The organism is Pseudomonas sp. PAGU 2196 (assembly GCF_022179005.1).
Taxonomy (GTDB): Bacteria; Pseudomonadota; Gammaproteobacteria; order Pseudomonadales; family Pseudomonadaceae; genus Aquipseudomonas; species Aquipseudomonas kermanshahensis.
Map to the genome: position 1 here is coordinate 1 of NZ_BNTL01000010.1, position 13,957 is coordinate 13,957.

At 56.3% G+C, this 13,957-nt stretch carries 28 protein-coding genes; all 28 read left to right on the plus strand.

The features are described from left to right. The first annotated feature begins 202 nt into the window (after window positions 1–202). The gene (gene rpsJ, locus MFF34_RS09690) at window positions 203–514 is read left to right on the plus strand and encodes a 30S ribosomal protein S10 (RefSeq protein ID WP_003186070.1); all 312 of its coding nucleotides are present in this window, start codon (window positions 203–205) and stop codon (window positions 512–514) included. A gap of 80 nt (window positions 515–594) precedes the next feature. Then, window positions 595–1,230 (plus strand): 50S ribosomal protein L3, encoded by a 636-nt coding sequence (gene rplC / locus MFF34_RS09695; protein ID WP_027594871.1) that lies wholly within the window; start codon window positions 595–597, stop codon window positions 1,228–1,230. 12 nt (window positions 1,231–1,242) lie between these two features. After that, the gene (gene rplD, locus MFF34_RS09700) at window positions 1,243–1,845 is read left to right on the plus strand and encodes a 50S ribosomal protein L4 (RefSeq protein WP_003255485.1); all 603 of its coding nucleotides are present in this window, start codon (window positions 1,243–1,245) and stop codon (window positions 1,843–1,845) included. Then, window positions 1,842–2,141 (plus strand): 50S ribosomal protein L23, encoded by a 300-nt coding sequence (gene rplW, locus MFF34_RS09705; RefSeq protein ID WP_003255484.1) that lies wholly within the window; start codon window positions 1,842–1,844, stop codon window positions 2,139–2,141. The genes rplD and rplW overlap by 4 nt, the downstream gene beginning before the upstream one ends. 14 nt (window positions 2,142–2,155) lie before the next feature. Next, window positions 2,156–2,980: a 50S ribosomal protein L2 gene (rplB, locus tag MFF34_RS09710; RefSeq protein ID WP_027594872.1), complete on the plus strand. Its 825-nt coding sequence runs from the start codon at window positions 2,156–2,158 to the stop codon at window positions 2,978–2,980. 16 nt (window positions 2,981–2,996) lie between these two features. Continuing rightward, window positions 2,997–3,272, plus strand: a complete 276-nt coding sequence (gene rpsS / locus MFF34_RS09715; protein WP_003255482.1) for a 30S ribosomal protein S19 — start codon at window positions 2,997–2,999, stop codon at window positions 3,270–3,272. A gap of 11 nt (window positions 3,273–3,283) precedes the next feature. Beyond that, window positions 3,284–3,616 (plus strand): 50S ribosomal protein L22, encoded by a 333-nt coding sequence (gene rplV / locus MFF34_RS09720; RefSeq protein ID WP_003103908.1) that lies wholly within the window; start codon window positions 3,284–3,286, stop codon window positions 3,614–3,616. A 13-nt stretch (window positions 3,617–3,629) separates the two neighbouring features. Beyond that, window positions 3,630–4,316: a 30S ribosomal protein S3 gene (gene rpsC, locus MFF34_RS09725; protein WP_003255481.1), complete on the plus strand. Its 687-nt coding sequence runs from the start codon at window positions 3,630–3,632 to the stop codon at window positions 4,314–4,316. A 12-nt stretch (window positions 4,317–4,328) separates the two neighbouring features. After that, window positions 4,329–4,742, plus strand: a complete 414-nt coding sequence (gene rplP / locus MFF34_RS09730; protein ID WP_003255479.1) for a 50S ribosomal protein L16 — start codon at window positions 4,329–4,331, stop codon at window positions 4,740–4,742. Further along, a complete protein-coding gene (gene rpmC / locus MFF34_RS09735; protein WP_002555481.1) occupies window positions 4,742–4,933 on the plus strand; it encodes a 50S ribosomal protein L29 in 192 nt (63 codons plus the stop codon). Before rplP ends, rpmC begins: the two co-directional genes overlap by 1 nt. Before the next feature lie 2 nt (window positions 4,934–4,935). Beyond that, window positions 4,936–5,202, plus strand: coding sequence for a 30S ribosomal protein S17 (gene rpsQ, locus MFF34_RS09740; protein ID WP_003255478.1), 267 nt, complete (start codon window positions 4,936–4,938; stop codon window positions 5,200–5,202). A 23-nt stretch (window positions 5,203–5,225) separates the two neighbouring features. Further along, the gene (gene rplN, locus MFF34_RS09745; protein WP_002555479.1) at window positions 5,226–5,594 is read left to right on the plus strand and encodes a 50S ribosomal protein L14; all 369 of its coding nucleotides are present in this window, start codon (window positions 5,226–5,228) and stop codon (window positions 5,592–5,594) included. An 11-nt stretch (window positions 5,595–5,605) separates the two neighbouring features. Further along, a complete protein-coding gene (rplX, locus tag MFF34_RS09750; RefSeq protein ID WP_003255476.1) occupies window positions 5,606–5,920 on the plus strand; it encodes a 50S ribosomal protein L24 in 315 nt (104 codons plus the stop codon). Window positions 5,921–5,940: 20 nt separating this feature from the next. Beyond that, entirely contained in the window at window positions 5,941–6,480 is a 540-nt protein-coding gene (gene rplE, locus MFF34_RS09755) for a 50S ribosomal protein L5 (RefSeq protein ID WP_003255474.1), read from the plus strand. A 13-nt stretch (window positions 6,481–6,493) separates the two neighbouring features. Then, window positions 6,494–6,799, plus strand: coding sequence for a 30S ribosomal protein S14 (rpsN, locus tag MFF34_RS09760; RefSeq protein ID WP_012316516.1), 306 nt, complete (start codon window positions 6,494–6,496; stop codon window positions 6,797–6,799). A 209-nt stretch (window positions 6,800–7,008) separates the two neighbouring features. Then, complete coding sequence (rpsH, locus tag MFF34_RS09765) at window positions 7,009–7,401, plus strand: 30S ribosomal protein S8 (protein WP_027594873.1); 393 nt, start codon at window positions 7,009–7,011, stop codon at window positions 7,399–7,401. 12 nt (window positions 7,402–7,413) lie between these two features. Then, window positions 7,414–7,947, plus strand: a complete 534-nt coding sequence (gene rplF / locus MFF34_RS09770) for a 50S ribosomal protein L6 (protein WP_027594874.1) — start codon at window positions 7,414–7,416, stop codon at window positions 7,945–7,947. A 10-nt stretch (window positions 7,948–7,957) separates the two neighbouring features. After that, window positions 7,958–8,308, plus strand: coding sequence for a 50S ribosomal protein L18 (rplR, locus tag MFF34_RS09775; protein WP_008089801.1), 351 nt, complete (start codon window positions 7,958–7,960; stop codon window positions 8,306–8,308). A gap of 3 nt (window positions 8,309–8,311) precedes the next feature. Next, on the plus strand, window positions 8,312–8,812 hold the full coding sequence (gene rpsE / locus MFF34_RS09780; RefSeq protein ID WP_003255465.1) for a 30S ribosomal protein S5: 501 nt from the start codon (window positions 8,312–8,314) through the stop codon (window positions 8,810–8,812). 2 nt (window positions 8,813–8,814) lie between these two features. Beyond that, window positions 8,815–8,991, plus strand: coding sequence for a 50S ribosomal protein L30 (rpmD, locus tag MFF34_RS09785; protein ID WP_008089798.1), 177 nt, complete (start codon window positions 8,815–8,817; stop codon window positions 8,989–8,991). 3 nt (window positions 8,992–8,994) lie between these two features. After that, window positions 8,995–9,429 carry a 50S ribosomal protein L15 gene (rplO, locus tag MFF34_RS09790; RefSeq protein WP_003255461.1) on the plus strand — a complete coding sequence of 145 codons (435 nt, stop codon included), beginning with the start codon at window positions 8,995–8,997 and terminating at the stop codon, window positions 9,427–9,429. Further along, on the plus strand, window positions 9,430–10,761 hold the full coding sequence (gene secY / locus MFF34_RS09795) for a preprotein translocase subunit SecY (RefSeq protein ID WP_003257108.1): 1,332 nt from the start codon (window positions 9,430–9,432) through the stop codon (window positions 10,759–10,761). A gap of 28 nt (window positions 10,762–10,789) precedes the next feature. Then, window positions 10,790–10,906 carry a 50S ribosomal protein L36 gene (gene rpmJ / locus MFF34_RS09800; protein ID WP_002555468.1) on the plus strand — a complete coding sequence of 39 codons (117 nt, stop codon included), beginning with the start codon at window positions 10,790–10,792 and terminating at the stop codon, window positions 10,904–10,906. Between the two features lie 131 nt (window positions 10,907–11,037). Then, the gene (rpsM, locus tag MFF34_RS09805) at window positions 11,038–11,394 is read left to right on the plus strand and encodes a 30S ribosomal protein S13 (protein ID WP_003255457.1); all 357 of its coding nucleotides are present in this window, start codon (window positions 11,038–11,040) and stop codon (window positions 11,392–11,394) included. An 18-nt stretch (window positions 11,395–11,412) separates the two neighbouring features. Then, window positions 11,413–11,802: a 30S ribosomal protein S11 gene (gene rpsK, locus MFF34_RS09810; RefSeq protein ID WP_003255454.1), complete on the plus strand. Its 390-nt coding sequence runs from the start codon at window positions 11,413–11,415 to the stop codon at window positions 11,800–11,802. A gap of 15 nt (window positions 11,803–11,817) precedes the next feature. Then, window positions 11,818–12,438, plus strand: a complete 621-nt coding sequence (gene rpsD, locus MFF34_RS09815; protein ID WP_009681977.1) for a 30S ribosomal protein S4 — start codon at window positions 11,818–11,820, stop codon at window positions 12,436–12,438. A 22-nt stretch (window positions 12,439–12,460) separates the two neighbouring features. Then, window positions 12,461–13,462, plus strand: a complete 1,002-nt coding sequence (locus tag MFF34_RS09820) for a DNA-directed RNA polymerase subunit alpha (RefSeq protein ID WP_003255452.1) — start codon at window positions 12,461–12,463, stop codon at window positions 13,460–13,462. A gap of 42 nt (window positions 13,463–13,504) precedes the next feature. Further along, the gene (gene rplQ, locus MFF34_RS09825) at window positions 13,505–13,891 is read left to right on the plus strand and encodes a 50S ribosomal protein L17 (protein WP_003255451.1); all 387 of its coding nucleotides are present in this window, start codon (window positions 13,505–13,507) and stop codon (window positions 13,889–13,891) included. Window positions 13,892–13,957 lie beyond the last annotated feature (66 nt).

Below are 13,957 nucleotides of genomic sequence, written 5' to 3' on the forward strand. Positions count from 1 at the left end.
CGCTATCCGTGAAGGCGGTCGTACCGTCGGCGCCGGCGTCGTAGCCAAAATCATCGAGTAATCACTCGACCGATTGAAAAAACCCCCGCTCAGCGGGGGTTTTTTTTATTGGGTTGACACTAAATTGGGGCGTCTATAGAATCACGCCTCCTTTTAGCGGGCGTAGTGCGTCCGTTGGGAACAGCCTGGAGTCTGAAATCCAATGCAAAATCAGCAAATCCGTATCAGGTTGAAGGCTTTCGACCATCGCCTGATCGACCAATCCACCCAGGAAATCGTGGAAACCGCGAAACGTACTGGTGCACAAGTGCGTGGTCCAATTCCACTGCCTACCCGCAAAGAGCGTTTCACCGTTCTGGTCTCCCCGCACGTCAACAAAGACGCGCGTGACCAGTACGAGATTCGCACTCATAAGCGTGTTCTGGACATCGTCCAGCCAACGGATAAAACCGTTGACGCGCTGATGAAGCTTGATCTCGCGGCAGGTGTGGAAGTGCAGATCAGCCTCGGCTAAGACTTCGGTCTTGTCCGTGTAACGCTCTGAAATGGGCGGCCATAGCGGGTGAAAGCCCCGTACACTCATGAGGTTACAACATGACTATTGGTGTAGTCGGTCGTAAATGCGGTATGACCCGCGTTTTCACCGAAGAAGGTGTCTCCATTCCGGTCACGGTCATTGAGATCGAGCCGAATCGCGTCACCCAGTTCAAGACTGAAGAAACCGATGGCTACCGTGCAGTGCAAGTCACTGTCGGCGAGCGTCGTGCTTCGCGTGTGACTGCTGCTCAAGCAGGTCACTTCGCTAAAGCGAACGTTGCCGCTGGTCGCGGTGTCTGGGAGTTCCGCCTTGAAGAAGGCGAGTTCCAGGCTGGCGACTCGATCAAAGCTGAACTCTTCACTGCAGGCCAGCTGGTAGACGTTACTGGTCAGTCCAAAGGTAAAGGCTTCGCCGGTACCATCAAGCGCTGGAACTTCCGTGGTCAGGACAACACCCACGGTAACTCCGTGTCGCACCGCGTCCCAGGCTCCATCGGCCAGTGCCAGACTCCTGGTCGTGTGTTCAAGGGCAAAAAAATGTCCGGTCACATGGGCGCCGAGCGCGTGACTGTTCAGTCCCTGGAAGTAGTACGCGTAGACGCTGAACGCAACCTGCTGCTGATCAAGGGTGCCGTACCTGGCGCTACTGGCGGCGACGTGGTTGTACGTCCGGCTGTCAAGGCTCGCGGTTAAGGGGAAACTGACATGCAACTTAATGTAAATGACGCTCAGGCGATCGAAGTTTCCGAACTGACTTTCGGTGGCGAATTCAACGAGACGCTGGTTCACCAAGCAGTCGTGGCCTACATGGCCGGCGGCCGTCAGGGCACCAAGCAGCAAAAGACCCGTTCCGACGTGGCTGGTGGCGGTAAGCGCCCATGGCGTCAGAAGGGTACTGGCCGTGCTCGTGCTGGTACCACTCGTGGTCCGATCTGGCGTGGCGGTGGTGTTACCTTCGCAGCTCGCCCTCAAGATCACTCGCAAAAGCTCAACAAGAAGATGTATCGCGCAGCTCTGCGCTCCATCCTCGCTGAGCTGGTGCGTAGCGACCGTCTGGTCGTGGTTCAGGACTTCGCTGTTGAAGCACCGAAAACCAAAGATCTGCTGAACAAGCTGAACGGCATGGGTCTGAGCGACGTTCTGATCGTTTCGGACGCTGTTGATCAGAACCTGTACCTGGCTGCTCGCAACCTGCCACACGTCGATGTACGTGACGTGCAAGGTTCCGACCCGGTCAGTCTGATCGCATACGAGAAAGTGTTGATCACTGTCTCGGCCGTGAAGAAATTCGAGGAGCTGCTGGGATGAACCAGGAACGCGTATTCAAAGTCCTCCTTGGCCCGCACGTTTCCGAGAAGGCTACCGTTCTGGCTGAGAAAAAAGGCCAGTTCGTATTCAAGGTTGCTACTGACGCAACCAAGCTGGAAATCAAGAAAGCTGTCGAAGGCCTGTTCAACGTAAAAGTTGAAAACGTGTCGACCGTTAACGTTCTGGGTAAAACCAAGCGTACCGCACGTGGTCTGGGCAAGCGTAATGACTGGAAGAAGGCAATTGTCTCCCTTCAGCCAGGCCAAGATCTCGATTTCAGCAGCAGTGCTGAGTAAGGAAGGGGTGCATCATGGCAATCGTTAAATGCAAACCGACTTCCCCTGGCCGCCGTTTCGTGGTCAAGGTGGTCAACAAGGAGCTCCACAAAGGCGCTCCTCACGCACCGCTGCTCGAGAAGAAATCGAAGTCTGGTGGTCGTAACAACAATGGCCGCATTACCACTCGTCACGTTGGTGGTGGTCATAAGCAGCATTACCGTCTGGTCGACTTCCGTCGCAACGACAAAGATGGCATTCCAGCCACTGTCGAGCGTATCGAATACGATCCAAACCGTACTGCTCACATCGCCCTGCTGTGCTATGCAGACGGTGAGCGTCGCTACATCATCGCCCCTAAAGGCGTGAGCGCTGGCGACCAGCTGATCGCAGGTTCCCTGGCCCCAATCAAGGCCGGTAACTCCCTGCAACTGCGTAACATCCCAGTAGGTAGCACCATTCACGGCATCGAACTGAAGCCGGGTAAAGGTGCACAGATCGCTCGTTCCGCTGGTGCTTCGGCTCAGCTGATCGCTCGCGAAGGTGTCTACGTGACCCTGCGTCTGCGCTCTGGTGAAATGCGTAAAGTACTGGCTGAGTGCCGTGCGACCCTGGGCGAAGTCTCGAACTCCGAGCACAGCCTGCGTTCGCTGGGTAAAGCAGGTGCCAAACGCTGGCGCGGCGTTCGCCCAACCGTTCGTGGCGTTGCCATGAACCCGGTTGACCACCCGCATGGTGGTGGTGAAGGTCGTACCTCCGGTGGTCGTCATCCGGTATCGCCATGGGGCTTCCCAACCAAGGGTGCTAAAACCCGTGGTAATAAGCGTACCGACAACATGATCGTCCGTCGTCGCAAGTAACTAGAGGGATACGACAGTGCCACGTTCTCTGAAAAAAGGTCCTTTTATCGATCTTCACCTGTTGAAGAAGGTCGAAGTGGCGGTGGAGAAGAACGATCGCAAGCCAGTTAAAACCTGGTCGCGTCGCTCGATGATCCTGCCACAAATGGTCGGTCTGACCATCGCGGTTCACAACGGTCGCCAACATGTCCCAGTTCTCGTGAACGAAGACATGGTCGGCCACAAACTGGGCGAGTTCGCCGGTACCCGCACCTATCGCGGGCACGTGGCTGACAAGAAAGCCAAGCGTTAAGGGGTAAGGAAATGGAAGTAGCCGCTAAGTTGTCGGGCGCTCGCATCTCCGCCCAGAAAGCCCGCTTGGTCGCCGACCAGATCCGCGGGAAGAAGGTGGGCGAAGCGCTCAACCTGTTGGCCTTCAGCAGCAAAAAAGCCGCTGAAATCATGAAGAAAGTCCTCGAGTCGGCCGTTGCCAACGCCGAACACAACGAAGGCGCAGACGTTGATGACCTGAAGGTCTCCACCGTCTTCGTCAACGAAGGGCGTTCGCTGAAGCGCATCATGCCACGTGCCAAAGGCCGTGCTGATCGCATCGTCAAGCGGTCTTGCCATATCACTGTCAAGGTTGCGGACAAGTAACGGAGTCGATCAGATGGGTCAGAAAGTACATCCCACTGGCATTCGCCTGGGAATCGTCAAGGAGCACACCTCCGTCTGGTACGCAGACGGTGCTACTTACGCAGATTACCTGTTGAAGGATCTGAAAACACGTGAGTACCTCCAAGACAAACTAAAAAGCGCGTCCGTAAGCCGTATCGATATTCATCGTCCGGCTCAAACTGCACGCATCACCATCCACACCGCTCGTCCCGGTATCGTTATCGGTAAGAAAGGTGAGGATGTCGAGAAGCTGCGTCAGGACCTGACCAAGCAGATGGGTGTGCCTGTGCACATCAACATCGAAGAGATCCGCAAGCCGGAACTCGACGCTATGCTGGTTGCGCAGAGCGTAGCTCAGCAGCTGGAACGCCGCGTAATGTTCCGTCGCGCCATGAAGCGCGCCGTACAGAACGCCATGCGTATTGGTGCCAAGGGCATCAAGATCCAGGTGAGCGGTCGTCTCGGCGGCGCCGAGATTGCTCGTACCGAGTGGTATCGCGAAGGTCGTGTGCCTCTGCACACCCTGCGTGCCGATATCGACTACAACACCTACGAAGCTCACACCACTTACGGTGTGATCGGTGTGAAGGTTTGGATCTTCAAAGGCGAAGTTATTGGTGGTCGCCAAGAAGAACTGAAACCACAAGCACCAGCGCCTCGTAAAAAAGCTGCTAAGTAAGGGGTACGCCAAATGTTGCAACCAAAGCGTACAAAATTCCGCAAGCAGATGACTGGCCACAACCGTGGTCTGGCACTGCGCGGTAGCAAAGTCAGCTTCGGCGAATTCGCCCTGAAAGCTGTTGCTCGCGGTCGCCTCACCGCTCGCCAGATCGAGTCGGCACGTCGTGCTCTGACTCGTCACGTGAAACGTGGCGGTAAGATCTGGATCCGTGTCTTCCCGGACAAGCCGATCTCCAAGAAACCTCTCGAGGTTCGTATGGGTAAAGGTAAGGGTTCCGTGGAATACTGGGTTGCCCAGATCCAGCCAGGCAAAGTCCTGTACGAGATCGAGGGTGTTTCTGAAGAGCTGGCGCGCGAAGCTTTCGCCCTGGCTGCTGCAAAGCTGCCTCTCGCCACCTCCTTTGTTAAGCGGACGGTGATGTGATGAAAGCGAATGAACTTCGTGAAAAATCGGCACAGCAGCTGAACGAGCAACTGCTCGGCTTGCTGCGCGACCAGTTCAATCTGCGTATGCAGAAAGCAACTGGCCAGTTGGGGCAGTCGCACCTGCTCTCGCAAGTTAAGCGTGACATCGCTCGCGTGAAAACTGTGCTCAACCAGCAGGCAGGTAAGTGATCATGGCTGAAGCTGAAAAAACCGTCCGTACGCTGACTGGCCGTGTCGTCAGCGACAAAATGGACAAGACCATCACCGTTCTGATCGAGCGTCGCGTAAAGCACCCGATCTACGGTAAATACGTTAAGCGTTCGACTAAGCTGCACGCGCACGACGAAGCCAACCAGTGCAAGATCGGCGACAAGGTTTCCATCCGTGAAACCCGTCCGCTGGCCAAGACCAAGTCCTGGGCACTGGTTGAAGTCCTCGAACGCGCTGTTGAAGTCTAAGGGCTAGGGGTCGGAGAAATTTTATGATTCAGACTCAATCCATGCTCGATGTGGCCGATAACAGCGGCGCTCGTCGCGTCATGTGCATCAAGGTACTCGGCGGTTCGCACCGCCGTTACGCCGGCATCGGTGACATCATCAAAGTAACCGTCAAGGAAGCAATTCCGCGCGGTAAGGTCAAAAAAGGCCAAGTGATGACCGCTGTTGTCGTCCGTACCCGTCACGGTGTACGTCGCGCTGACGGTTCCATCATTCGTTTCGACGGCAACGCTGCTGTTCTGCTGAACAACAAGCAAGAGCCGATCGGCACTCGCATCTTCGGGCCAGTGACCCGTGAACTTCGTACTGAGAAGTTCATGAAGATCGTCTCGCTCGCCCCTGAAGTGCTGTAAGGAGATCCGACATGCAAAAGATTCGTCGTGACGACGAGATCATCGTGATCGCCGGCAAAGACAAAGGTAAGCGCGGTAAGGTGCTGAAGGTTCTCGCTGATGACCGTCTGGTCATCGGTGGCGTGAACCTGGTCAAGCGTCATACCAAGCCTAACCCGATGGCGGGCGTTCAGGGCGGTATCGTCGAGAAAGAAGCGCCTCTGCACGCTTCCAACGTTGCCATCTTCAACGGCGAAACCAACAAGGCTGACCGCGTTGGTTTCAAAGTAGAAGACGGTAAGAAAATTCGTGTCTTCAAGTCGACCCAAAAAGCGGTTGATGCTTGAACACTGCTAGGTAGAAGACCATGGCACGACTGAAAGAGATTTACCGGAACGAAATCGCTCCCAAGCTTAAGGAAGAACTTAAGCTGTCGAACGTGATGGAAGTTCCGCGCGTTACCAAAATCACCCTGAACATGGGTCTGGGCGAAGCGATCGGCGACAAAAAAGTCATCGAGCACGCTGTTGCCGACCTGGAAAAGATCACCGGTCAAAAGCCGGTCGTGACTTTCGCTCGTAAATCCATCGCGGGCTTCAAAGTCCGTGAAGGATGGCCGATCGGCGTCAAGGTGACCCTGCGTAGCGACAAGATGTACGAATTCCTGGACCGCCTGCTGGCGATCTCCCTGCCTCGGGTTCGCGACTTCCGCGGCCTGAATGCCAAGTCCTTCGATGGCCGTGGCAACTACAGCATGGGCGTGAAAGAGCAGATCATCTTCCCGGAAATCGATTACGACAAGATCGATGCTCTGCGCGGTTTGGACATCACCCTGACCACCACTGCTCGTTCGGATGACGAAGGCCGCGCTCTGCTGCGTGCTTTCAAATTCCCGTTCCGCAACTGATTGGAGTAGGAAAATGGCCAAGAAGAGCATGAAAAACCGCGAGCTGAAGCGTCAGCTCACGGTAGCCAAGTTCGCCAAAAAGCGTGCTGAGCTGAAAGCGACCATAGTCAACCTGAACGCCTCTCCAGAAGAGCGTTTCGCTGCCGTTGTCGCTCTGCAGAAGCAGCCACGTGATGCCAGCGCTGCGCGTCTGCGCAACCGTTGCCGCCTGACCGGTCGTCCTCACGGTGTATACCGTAAGTTCGGCCTGGGCCGTAACATGCTGCGTCAAGCGGCAATGCGCGGTGACGTACCGGGTCTGGTCAAGGCCTCCTGGTAATCGCTGCAGGTGTGATCCCGGTGGAAGGGAAGCAATCTTCCGACCGCCGGTGACCTCGCCAACAAACAAGCCCCTATATGGGGCTTGTTTCGTTTCTACCTTGTGTCTAGAATGACCGGCTCACCTGAGCCTGGGTTTTTTGCCCAATCCGCTCGGGTGGTTGTGATAGCCGCAAGGCTAATAATTCTTGTATCAGGAGCATCTAGCCCATGAGTATGCAGGACCCGTTAGCGGACATGCTAACTCGCATCCGTAATGCCCAGATGGCTGAAAAGTCCGTCGTAAGCATGCCTTCCTCTACGCTGAAGGTCGCGGTTGCCAAAGTTCTGAAGGATGAAGGTTACATCGCTGGCTACCAAGTCAGTGGCGAAGCCAAGCCCTCCCTGTCGATCGAACTGAAGTACTTCGAAGGCCGTCCGGTCATCGAGGAACTGAAGCGCTCCAGCCGTCCAGGCCTGCGCCAGTACAAGGCCGTTACCGATCTGCCGAAAGTACGTGGCGGTTTGGGCGTGTCTATTGTCTCCACCAACAAAGGTGTGATGACTGATCGCGCTGCGCGCGCTGCCGGTGTCGGCGGCGAAGTTCTCTGCACAGTGTTCTAAGGGGGGATAGACATGTCTCGCGTCGCTAAGAACCCCGTTAAGCTGCCATCTGGTGTCGAAGTCAAATTCGCCGGCCAGCAGCTTTCGGTGAAGGGTGCCAAAGGCACTCTCGAACTGAACGTTCACTCGTCTGTTGAAGTTACCGAAGAGTCTGGTGAGCTGCGTTTCGTCGCTCGCAATGGTGACCAGCAAGCTCGCGCCATGGCCGGTACTACCCGCGCTCTGGTCAACAACATGGTCCAGGGCGTAAGCCAAGGCTTCGAGCGCAAGCTCCAGCTGGTCGGTGTTGGTTACAAGGCACAGGCCAAGGGCACTATCCTGAACCTGGCCCTGGGCTTCTCGCACCCAGTGGACTACGAACTGCCAGCCGGTATCACCGCTGAAACGCCTAGCCAGACCGACATCCTGATCAAGGGTATCGACAAGCAGCTGGTAGGTCAGGTGGCCGCTGAAATCCGCGACTTCCGTCCACCAGAGCCTTACAAAGGTAAAGGTGTGCGTTACGCGGACGAAGTAGTCCGTCGTAAAGAAGCCAAGAAGAAGTAGGGCCTAGCAAATGACCGACAAAAAAGTTACTCGACTGCGTCGCGCTCGCAAAGCACGCCTCAAGATGCACGAACTCGAAGTCGTGCGCCTGTGCGTGTTCCGCTCCTCGCAGCACATCTACGCCCAGGTCATTTCGGCCGACGGCAGCAAGGTTCTGGCAAGCGCCTCGACCTTGGACAAAGACCTGCGTGATGGCGCCACTGGCAACATCGACGCGGCCACTAAGGTTGGCAAGCTGGTAGCTGAGCGTGCGAAAGCCGCCGGTGTATCTCAAGTTGCCTTTGACCGTTCCGGCTTCAAGTACCATGGCCGCGTCAAAGCGCTGGCTGATGCTGCTCGTGAAGGCGGGCTGGAGTTCTAAGTTATGGCAAATAACGATCAAAAGCGCGACGAAGGCTACATCGAGAAGCTGGTTCAAGTTAACCGCGTTGCCAAGACCGTAAAAGGCGGCCGTATCTTCACCTTCACCGCGTTGACCGTGGTTGGTGATGGTAAAGGTCGCGTCGGCTTCGGCCGTGGCAAATCGCGCGAAGTACCTGCTGCGATCCAGAAAGCCATGGAAGCTGCTCGTCGCAACATGATCCAGGTTGACCTGAAGGGCACCACCCTGCAGTACGCCACCAAGGCTGCCCACGGCGCCTCGAAGGTTTACATGCAGCCTGCCTCGGAAGGTACCGGTATCATCGCCGGCGGTGCAATGCGTGCTGTCCTGGAAGTTGCTGGCGTTCAGAACGTTCTGGCCAAGTGCTACGGTTCGACCAACCCAGTGAACGTGGTTTACGCCACCTTCAAGGGTCTGAAAGCCATGCAATCTCCTGAATCCATTGCTGCCAAGCGCGGCAAGAGCGTCGAGGAGATCTTCTGATCATGGCAACCGTTAAAGTAACGCTGATCAAGAGCGTCTCGGGCCGTATCCCTAACCACAAACTGTGCGTTAAGGGTCTGGGTCTGCGTCGCATCGGTCACACTGTAGAAGTCCAGGATACTCCCGAGAATCGCGGGATGATCAACAAGGCTTACTACATGCTGCGCGTCGAGGGTTAATCGATGAAACTCAATGATCTGAGTCCAGCGCCGGGTTCCCGTCGCGAAAAGCATCGTCCGGGTCGTGGTATCGGTAGCGGTCTGGGTAAGACCGGCGGCCGTGGCCACAAAGGTCAGACCTCCCGTTCGGGTGGTTCGATCGCTCCGGGCTTCGAAGGCGGTCAACAGCCGCTGCACCGTCGTCTGCCGAAATTCGGCTTCGTTTCCCTGAAAGCCATGGACCGCGCAGAAGTGCGTCTGTCCGAGCTGGCCAAAGTGGAAGGCGACGTGATCTCCGTGCAATCCCTGAAGGATGCCAACGTGATCAACCAGCACATTCAGCGTGTGAAAATCATGCTGTCTGGCGAAGTTACTCGCGCAGTCACCATCAAGGGCATCGCAGCCACCAAGGGTGCGCGTGCGGCTATCGAAGCAGCTGGCGGCAAATTCGAGGAATAAATGGCTAAGCAAGGTGCTCTCTCTTCGCTCGGTAAGGGCGGGATGTCGGAACTCTGGGCTCGTCTGCGCTTTCTGTTCATGGCGATCATCGTCTATCGGATAGGTGCGCATATCCCGGTTCCAGGCATCAATCCGGACCGTCTGGCGGATCTGTTTCGGCAGAATGAGGGGACCATTCTTAGCTTGTTCAACATGTTTTCCGGTGGCGCGCTTGAGCGCATGAGCATCTTTGCACTGGGGATCATGCCGTACATTTCGGCATCGATCATCATGCAGTTGATGACGGCGGTCAGCCCGCAACTGGAGCAGTTGAAGAAGGAAGGTGAAGCTGGCCGTCGCAAGATCAGCCAGTACACCCGCTACGGCACCGTTATCCTGGCGCTGGTCCAAGCCATTGGCATGTCCATTGGCCTGGCCAACCAGGGCGTGGCGTTTTCTGTCGGCCTGGGCTTCCATGTCGTCGCGGTTTCCACGTTTGTGGCCGGCGCGATGTTCATGATGTGGCTGGGCGAGCAGATCACCGAGCGCGGTGTGGGCAACGGTATCTCGATGTTGATCTTCGCAGGTATCGTTGCCGGTCTTCCGAGAGCAATCGGGCAGTCTTTCGAGTCTGCGCGTACAGGCGATATCAACATTTTCGCCCTGGTCGCAATCGGTTTGCTGGCAGTAGCGATTATCGGTTTCGTGGTGTTCATTGAGCGTGGTCAGCGTCGTATCGCCGTTCACTACGCCAAGCGTCAGCAGGGCCGCAAGGTCTTCGCTGCGCAGACCAGCCACTTGCCGTTGAAGGTGAACATGGCGGGGGTTATCCCGGCTATTTTCGCCAGCAGCATTTTGCTGTTCCCGGCTTCGCTGGGTGCCTGGTTCGGTCAGTCCGAAGGTATGGGCTGGTTGCAGGACATCTCGCAGTCGATCGCTCCTGGTCAGCCGTTGAACATCTTGCTGTTTAGTGCAGGGATCATTTTCTTCTGCTTCTTCTACACAGCGCTGATGTTCAATCCGAAAGACGTAGCGGAAAACCTGAAGAAGTCCGGTGCCTTTATTCCGGGTATCCGTCCTGGTGAACAGTCGGCTCGCTACATTGATGGCGTTCTGACCCGTTTGACCATGTTCGGTGCTCTTTACATGATGGCCGTCTGCCTTCTGCCCCAGTTCCTGGTGGTGGCAGCAAATGTGCCGTTCTACCTTGGCGGGACCTCGTTGCTGATTGTGGTAGTGGTTGTGATGGACTTCATGTCCCAAGTACAATCGCACCTCGTTTCGCACCAGTACGAATCCCTGATGAAGAAAGCCAACCTGAAAGGCTACGGTGGCAGCGGTTTGCTGCGCTGATACGCCCCTAAGGTTCGAGGAGTCGGTAATGAAAGTTCGTGCATCGGTGAAAAAGCTGTGCCGTAACTGCAAGATCATCCGTCGCGAAGGCGTCGTACGAGTGATCTGCAGCGCGGAACCGCGTCACAAACAGCGCCAAGGCTGAGTGTGATCGTCGCTTCAAACCCAGCAGCTAGTGTGCTGCTGGGTTGATTATTCGTTTCTACAGCGATATTATCTCGCGCCCTATTTCTTGGCTTCCGGGGCGTAGGTAGCTGTCAATTGGAGTCCCACTGAATGGCCCGTATTGCAGGCGTCAACATTCCAGATAACAAGCATACTGTTATCTCGCTGACCTACATCTATGGTGTCGGTCGCACAACTGCGCAGAAGATCTGTGCAGACGCTGGTGTAAACCCAGCCGCTAAGATCAAGGATCTGAGCGACGAGCAAATCGAAACCCTGCGTGGCGAAGTCGCGAAGTTCACCACCGAAGGTGACCTGCGTCGTGACATCAACATGAAGATCAAGCGCTTGATGGACCTGGGTTGCTACCGCGGCCTGCGTCATCGTAAAGGTCTGCCGGTTCGCGGTCAGCGCACCAAGACCAACGCACGCACCCGTAAGGGCCCGCGTAAGCCGATCCGCAAGTAACCGCCCAGGAATATAGACATGGCAAAACCTGCTGCTCGTCCTCGTAAGAAAGTCAAAAAGACAGTGGTTGATGGCATCGCCCACATCCATGCGTCTTTCAACAACACCATCGTGACCATCACCGACCGTCAGGGCAATGCTTTGTCCTGGGCGACCTCCGGTGGTTCGGGTTTCCGTGGTTCGCGCAAATCCACCCCGTTCGCAGCACAGATCGCTGCTGAGCGTGCTGGTCAAGCTGCGCTGGAATACGGTCTGAAGAACCTCGACGTTAACGTCAAGGGTCCAGGTCCAGGTCGTGAGTCCGCCGTTCGTGCATTGAACAGCTGCGGCTACAAGATCGCCAGCATCACCGACGTGACGCCAATCCCGCACAACGGGTGCCGTCCGCCGAAGAAGCGTCGCGTGTAATCAGGAGACAGAAGAATGGCACGTTACATTGGTCCAAAATGCAAACTGTCTCGTCGTGAAGGCACCGATCTGTTCCTGAAGAGCGGCGTTCGCGCTCTGGAATCGAAGTGCAACATCGAAGCAGCCCCAGGTATCCACGGCCAGCGCCGTGGCCGTCAGTCCGACTACGGTACCCAGCTGCGCGAGAAACAAAAAGTCCGTCGTATCTACGGTGTTCTGGAGCGTCAGTTCCGCGGTTACTACCAAGCTGCTGCCTCGAAAAAAGGCGCAACCGGTGAGAACCTGCTGCAACTGCTCGAGTGCCGTCTGGATAACGTCGTCTACCGTATGGGCTTCGGCTCGACTCGTTCCGAGTCCCGTCAGCTGGTTTCGCACAAAGCGATCAGCGTCAACGGTAAGACTGTAAACATTCCATCCTACCAAGTTCGTCCGGGTGACGTGGTCGCGGTTCGCGAGAAGTCGCTGAGCCAGCTGCGCATTGTTCAAGCCCTTGAACTGTGCGCCCAGCGTGGCCGCGTTGAGTGGGTTGACGTGGATGCTGCTAAAAAGTCGGGCGTTTTCAAGAACGTTCCTGCTCGCAGCGACCTGTCTGCCGACATCAACGAGAACCTGATTGTCGAGCTCTACTCCAAGTAAGGGCTAGAAAATAGGTGCATCCATGCAGATTTCGGTAAATGAGTTCCTGACTCCCCGCCACATTGATGTGCAGGTAGTCAGTCCGACCCGCGCCAAGATCACGCTCGAGCCTCTCGAGCGTGGCTTCGGCCATACCCTGGGCAACGCGCTGCGCCGCATCCTGTTGTCCTCCATGCCTGGCTGTGCAGTAGTCGAGGCCGAGATCGATGGCGTACTCCATGAGTACTCCGCGATCGAAGGTGTTCAGGAAGACGTAATTGAAATCCTGTTGAACCTGAAAGGCCTGGCTATCAAACTGCACGGTCGTGACGAAGTTACGCTGACCTTGTCGAAAAAGGGTTCGGGGGTGGTTACCGCTGCCGATATTCAGCTGGATCACGATGTCGAGATCGTCAACCCCGATCACGTAATCGCGAACCTGGCGTCGAACGGCGCCCTGAACATGAAGCTCACCGTAGCTCGTGGTCGTGGTTACGAGCCGGCCGACTCCCGTCAAACCGACGAAGACGAAAGCCGTAGCATTGGCCGTCTGCAGTTGGACGCTTCGTTCAGCCCGGTGCGTCGTATCGCCTATGTGGTCGAAAACGCCCGTGTTGAACAGCGTACCAACTTGGACAAGCTGGTCATTGATCTGGAAACCAACGGCACCCTGGATCCTGAAGAGGCAATCCGCCGCGCTGCGACCATCCTGCAACAGCAGCTGGCCGCGTTCGTCGACCTCAAAGGTGACAGTGAGCCTGTCGTAGTCGAGCAGGAAGACGAGATCGATCCGATCCTGCTGCGTCCGGTTGACGACCTGGAACTGACTGTACGTTCGGCCAACTGCCTCAAGGCGGAGAACATCTACTACATCGGCGACCTGATTCAGCGTACCGAAGTAGAGCTGTTGAAGACTCCTAACCTGGGCAAGAAGTCCCTGACTGAAATCAAGGACGTCCTGGCCTCTCGTGGTCTGTCTCTCGGCATGCGCCTCGACAACTGGCCGCCTGCAAGTCTTAAGAAAGACGACAAGGCGACCGCCTGATCGTCGTAATCACCGAACGTAGTGTTTGGTAAGGAATGAATCATGCGTCATCGTAAAAGTGGACGTCACCTGAGCCGTACCAGCTCTCACCGCAAAGCTATGTTCCAGAACATGGCTGTGTCGCTGATCGAGCACGAGCTGATCAAAACCACCCTGCCGAAAGCCAAGGAACTGCGCCGCGTTGCCGAGCCGCTGATCACCCTGGCCAAGGAAGACAGCGTTGCTAACCGTCGTCTGGCCTTCGACCGTACCCGTTCGAAGTCCGCTGTTGGCAAACTGTTCAACGATCTGGGCAAGCGTTACGCCACCCGTCAGGGCGGCTACCTGCGCATCCTGAAGTGCGGTTTCCGCGCTGGCGACAACGCGCCTATGGCGTACGTCGAGCTGGTTGATCGTCCAGTCGGTGGTGCTGTAGAAGCTGCCGAGTAAGACGTTCTGTCTGCTACAAAGAACCGGGCCTTGTGCCCGGTTTTTTGTGTCTGCAAGTATTGTTAA

Bases quoted from the DNA above. Each gene is read 5' to 3' on its own strand.
- rpsJ (WP_003186070.1), top strand. From the start codon at position 203: ATGCAAAATCAGCAAATCCGTATCAGGTTGAAGGCTTTCGACCATCGC.
- rplC (WP_027594871.1), top strand. From the start codon at position 595: ATGACTATTGGTGTAGTCGGTCGTAAATGCGGTATGACCCGCGTTTTC.
- rplD (WP_003255485.1), top strand. From the start codon at position 1,243: ATGCAACTTAATGTAAATGACGCTCAGGCGATCGAAGTTTCCGAACTG.
- rplW (WP_003255484.1), top strand. From the start codon at position 1,842: ATGAACCAGGAACGCGTATTCAAAGTCCTCCTTGGCCCGCACGTTTCC.
- rplB (WP_027594872.1), top strand. From the start codon at position 2,156: ATGGCAATCGTTAAATGCAAACCGACTTCCCCTGGCCGCCGTTTCGTG.
- rplV (WP_003103908.1), top strand. From the start codon at position 3,284: ATGGAAGTAGCCGCTAAGTTGTCGGGCGCTCGCATCTCCGCCCAGAAA.
- rpsC (WP_003255481.1), top strand. From the start codon at position 3,630: ATGGGTCAGAAAGTACATCCCACTGGCATTCGCCTGGGAATCGTCAAG.
- rplP (WP_003255479.1), top strand. From the start codon at position 4,329: ATGTTGCAACCAAAGCGTACAAAATTCCGCAAGCAGATGACTGGCCAC.
- rpmC (WP_002555481.1), top strand. From the start codon at position 4,742: ATGAAAGCGAATGAACTTCGTGAAAAATCGGCACAGCAGCTGAACGAG.
- rpsQ (WP_003255478.1), top strand. From the start codon at position 4,936: ATGGCTGAAGCTGAAAAAACCGTCCGTACGCTGACTGGCCGTGTCGTC.
- rplN (WP_002555479.1), top strand. From the start codon at position 5,226: ATGATTCAGACTCAATCCATGCTCGATGTGGCCGATAACAGCGGCGCT.
- rplX (WP_003255476.1), top strand. From the start codon at position 5,606: ATGCAAAAGATTCGTCGTGACGACGAGATCATCGTGATCGCCGGCAAA.
- rplE (WP_003255474.1), top strand. From the start codon at position 5,941: ATGGCACGACTGAAAGAGATTTACCGGAACGAAATCGCTCCCAAGCTT.
- rpsN (WP_012316516.1), top strand. From the start codon at position 6,494: ATGGCCAAGAAGAGCATGAAAAACCGCGAGCTGAAGCGTCAGCTCACG.
- rpsH (WP_027594873.1), top strand. From the start codon at position 7,009: ATGAGTATGCAGGACCCGTTAGCGGACATGCTAACTCGCATCCGTAAT.
- rplF (WP_027594874.1), top strand. From the start codon at position 7,414: ATGTCTCGCGTCGCTAAGAACCCCGTTAAGCTGCCATCTGGTGTCGAA.
- rplR (WP_008089801.1), top strand. From the start codon at position 7,958: ATGACCGACAAAAAAGTTACTCGACTGCGTCGCGCTCGCAAAGCACGC.
- rpsE (WP_003255465.1), top strand. From the start codon at position 8,312: ATGGCAAATAACGATCAAAAGCGCGACGAAGGCTACATCGAGAAGCTG.
- rpmD (WP_008089798.1), top strand. From the start codon at position 8,815: ATGGCAACCGTTAAAGTAACGCTGATCAAGAGCGTCTCGGGCCGTATC.
- rplO (WP_003255461.1), top strand. From the start codon at position 8,995: ATGAAACTCAATGATCTGAGTCCAGCGCCGGGTTCCCGTCGCGAAAAG.
- secY (WP_003257108.1), top strand. From the start codon at position 9,430: ATGGCTAAGCAAGGTGCTCTCTCTTCGCTCGGTAAGGGCGGGATGTCG.
- rpmJ (WP_002555468.1), top strand. From the start codon at position 10,790: ATGAAAGTTCGTGCATCGGTGAAAAAGCTGTGCCGTAACTGCAAGATC.
- rpsM (WP_003255457.1), top strand. From the start codon at position 11,038: ATGGCCCGTATTGCAGGCGTCAACATTCCAGATAACAAGCATACTGTT.
- rpsK (WP_003255454.1), top strand. From the start codon at position 11,413: ATGGCAAAACCTGCTGCTCGTCCTCGTAAGAAAGTCAAAAAGACAGTG.
- rpsD (WP_009681977.1), top strand. From the start codon at position 11,818: ATGGCACGTTACATTGGTCCAAAATGCAAACTGTCTCGTCGTGAAGGC.
- MFF34_RS09820 (WP_003255452.1), top strand. From the start codon at position 12,461: ATGCAGATTTCGGTAAATGAGTTCCTGACTCCCCGCCACATTGATGTG.
- rplQ (WP_003255451.1), top strand. From the start codon at position 13,505: ATGCGTCATCGTAAAAGTGGACGTCACCTGAGCCGTACCAGCTCTCAC.